At 66.2% G+C, this 3,326-nt stretch carries 4 protein-coding genes; 1 reads left to right on the top strand and 3 read right to left on the bottom strand.

What is annotated here, in order from left to right:
• From WBV89_RS10535 to WBV89_RS10525, 3 genes are all read right to left on the bottom strand, one after another.
• The coding region (locus WBV89_RS10535; RefSeq protein ID WP_423981299.1) for an FMN-dependent NADH-azoreductase at positions 1 to 659 on the bottom strand (659 nt) is incomplete at its 3' end.
• 30 nt (positions 660 to 689) lie between these two features.
• Positions 690 to 1,838, bottom strand: coding sequence for an acyl-CoA dehydrogenase family protein (locus WBV89_RS10530; RefSeq protein ID WP_423981298.1), 1,149 nt, complete (start codon positions 1,836 to 1,838; stop codon positions 690 to 692).
• 13 nt (positions 1,839 to 1,851) lie between these two features.
• Positions 1,852 to 2,553 carry a maleylpyruvate isomerase N-terminal domain-containing protein gene (locus WBV89_RS10525; protein ID WP_423981297.1) on the bottom strand — a complete coding sequence of 234 codons (702 nt, stop codon included), beginning with the start codon at positions 2,551 to 2,553 and terminating at the stop codon, positions 1,852 to 1,854.
• Positions 2,554 to 2,829: 276 nt separating this feature from the next.
• On the opposite strand from WBV89_RS10525, the gene WBV89_RS10520 reads away from it, so the two are divergent.
• Positions 2,830 to 3,326: phytanoyl-CoA dioxygenase family protein (locus WBV89_RS10520; RefSeq protein WP_423981296.1), on the top strand; the 497-nt coding region annotated here is incomplete at its 3' end.

Here is a 3,326-nt window from a genome sequence, read left to right as displayed (position 1 = left end):
GTCAACGCGAGTGCTGCGGTGCGAGATCGGTCGATGGCGTCGGCAGCGATGGCTTCGCGCTCCTCGGGCGTCCAGGCGGTCGTCGGCTCGACGATGACCGACTCTGCGAGGTCGAAGCCGAGCAGTTCGAAGAGGTAGCGCAGGTACGGCTCCTGGTGATCTTCCATTTCAGGGCTTCGGCCGTCGTATGCGGAGGATCGGGTGAGGATCAACTGTGCCCGTTTGCCCACGCCGAGCGTGCCGACATGGCGACCCTCGGCGTCGAGCGTGAACGACTGGAAGGGCTGGACGACGACATCGATCCACGCCTTCAGGGCATGGGGAATCCCCCAGTTCCACATCGGTGTGGAGACGAGGAGCGCGTCGTGTTGCGCGACCTGTTCGATCTGAGCGCTCACCTGTTGCCAGATCGCCGTCTGCTCCGCCGTGCGTTCTTCGCCGAAGATCGGAGCGAACTTCGCGAGCGCTGCTTCCCGGCCGAACGACACGACCTCGTCGGACCAGACGTCGAGGTGGGTGACGTCCACGTCATCGCCGAGCGACTCGAGGAACGCACGAGCGCACGACGAAGACAGCGAGCGGTCACCCTTCGGGCTGCCCTCGACCCACAACCACGATCTCGGTGATCCGCTTCCGGCGGGGTCGGGAAATTCACTCATGACTGCATGGACTCCTGTCGCGGTCGAAGCTCAGACCAGCGTGTTGGTGATCGGCTGACCGAAGAGCTGGCGGGCGTGGTCGCCGTAGCGCGACTCGCGCTCGAAGACGACGTGGTTCGCTGCGGTGTTGATGTCGCGGGCGCAGCGCTGGATCGGGTTGTCGAGCATCGCTCCGCTCGCGCCGACGAGCGAGGCGATCGTGTTCGTCGCATTCCTGGACATGAACACCGCGTGGGCCACCTTGGCGACCCAGGCACTGCGCTCCTCGACGCTGGCGTCGTGGCGGCGGGCCATCATGTCCGCGAGCACGCTGCGCATGAGCAGTTCGGCGGCCTCGATCGACAGCGATGCCTCGGCGATCATCCCGAAGTTGCCTTCGCCCTTGACCGTGCCGGTGGCTTCGATCTTCTGCCTCATCTGCTCACCGAACGCCGCTCGGGCACCACGCGCCGCTCCGAGGCACGGAAGACCAGCGGCCAACGCGAGGAGCGGGAGGAGCGGTGTCGAGTACAGCGTGGAACCGGAGCGGGCAGCGATCCCCCAGCTCCCGTCCAGCAGTCCGAGGAAGGGAACGGCGCGATCGGCGGGGACGACGACGTCGTCGATGATGAAGTCGAGCGAGCCGGTGCCGCACATGCCCGAGATGTGCCACGTGTCGACGGTCTCGACCGCGTCACGCGGCAAGAGGAACATCATCGGCGTGGCACCGCCGTCGGAGTCCATCGCCAGGCATCCGGCCATCACCCATGTCGAGTGCACGATGCCGGTTCCCCACGACCAGCGGCCGTTGACCCGCCAGCCGCCGTCGACCGGCACGGCTGTGCCACCACCGATGTTGAGCGCGGCGGGTGCGAGCACGTGATCGGCATCGCCGTACACCTCGTCCTGCACGTTCTCCGGGAACTCGGCGAGCCAGAACGCGTGCTCGATGTAGAAACCGATGAGCCAGCCCATCGCGGCGTCGGCTTCCGAGAGGATCAACACCACCTCGAAGAACGTGTCGACGTCGAGTTCGTACCCGCCGTACCGCTTCGGAGCCATCATCGACAACAGGCCACTGGCACGGGCCGCGTCGATCACCTCGTCGAGCGGACGACGGGCGACCTCGGCCTCCCGCGCCTTCTCGCGCAGCAGTGGGGCAAGGTCGCGGGCGGCCTGAATGCACGCTTCGTGGTTCATCGGTCGGGTCCTCTCACTCGATGATGTCGGTCTCGGCGAGCGGGTTGTGCACCAGACCGGGCGCATACCGTTCGATGTCACCGTCGTGATCGCTCGCGAGGAGCTGGGCCATCGAGCGTCGACCACCCGTGAGGCGGAACATCTCCCACAGGTCACCACGCACTTCGAGTTCGACGTCGCCGGTTCCGTACTCGAAGGTGTGCTCGCCGCCGATCACCCGGATCGCCTGGAGGCCGTTCACCTCGAGATCCTTCTCGACGAACCGGGACTTGGACCACATCACGAGCTCGATCCCCGATGACGATCGGTCCGACTGCGTCCCGAGGGCGCCTGCGACGTCGTGCTCGTGGCTGACCAGATCGATGACCAACTGACCGAGCTGAGGGGTGCCGCGCAGCATCGCCTCGAACGCGGGGCCGTTCGTCGCGAACTGTTCGAGCTGATCGGCGACGCTGATGTCGGATCGATCGGCGACGATCTGGTCGACCCATGCCTGCGGATCACCGCTCGGGCCACGCCCTGCGGACAGTTCCTCGGCGAGCCCGTTGACATGGCTCACCAGGTCGCGCACGCGCCAGGCGGGACACGTCGGCACGATTCGCTGTTCATCCTCGACGCAGATCCCGTCGAGAAGGGCCGTCGTGCGCAGGCGTGACGCCGCATACTCCTGCGCCCATCGCTCACCGCTCGGGCGGACCAGGTTCTCGGTACTCATGGCTTTTGGCTCCAGGTCTGCTGTGTGGGATCGGTGTCGACCATGTCGGCGAGATGATCGCGTCTTCCAACTGTGTATGACAATGTAACCGGCGTGCGATGAGCCCCCGCCATCGGAACCGCCCCCTGCCCGACCCCCGGGCCGCCAGCCGCCGGGATTCCCGACCCTTGCGTTCGAGCCTCGATTGTATGACAATGGGACACACAGGGGTGGCCGAACGTACGCGGACGGACCAACAAGATTGACAGCGCCGGCCGGGCGCGAAGAGGGGGAATGATGACACGACGCACACGAACGCTGACGTCGGACGAGATCGAGGACTACCGTCGCGACGGCGTGGTCTGTCTGCGCGGGGCCCTCGGCGACGACTGGGTCGCCGTGGTCGAGGAGGCGGTCGATGACGCGGAGCGCCGCTTCGGCGAATCGTCGGGCGACGCACTCTCGGAACCAACGCTGGAGACGTCGCACCTGCATGCGATGAATCAGATGGGTGCCAGGCTCGAGGAGATGGGAGCCGACGTGCTGCGCGAAGACGAGCCCGTCGACGGAGCCGCCGGCGATACCGACGGACAGTTCATCCTCGTCAACAACGCCGTGATCGACTATCCCGCCGTTCAGCAGCTCGCCCACGAGAGCCCGCTCGGCGAGCTCGCGGCGCGACTGTTCGGCGCCGACAAGGTGAACTTCTTGTTCGACCAGATCTTCATCAAACAACCGGGCGCCGGCACCCGAACGGCGTTCCACCAGGACTGGGGCTACTTCCACGTCGACGG

This window comes from Ilumatobacter sp. (genome assembly GCF_049588435.1).
Taxonomy (GTDB): domain Bacteria; phylum Actinomycetota; class Acidimicrobiia; order Acidimicrobiales; family Ilumatobacteraceae; genus Ilumatobacter_A.
This window is presented reverse-complemented; position numbering and strand designations above follow the sequence as displayed.

What these genes read in the sequence shown, in the direction of transcription:
- WBV89_RS10530 (WP_423981298.1), bottom strand. Translation starts at nt 1,838, where the DNA reads ATGAACCACGAAGCGTGCATTCAGGCCGCCCGCGACCTTGCCCCACTG.
- WBV89_RS10525 (WP_423981297.1), bottom strand. Translation starts at nt 2,553, where the DNA reads ATGAGTACCGAGAACCTGGTCCGCCCGAGCGGTGAGCGATGGGCGCAG.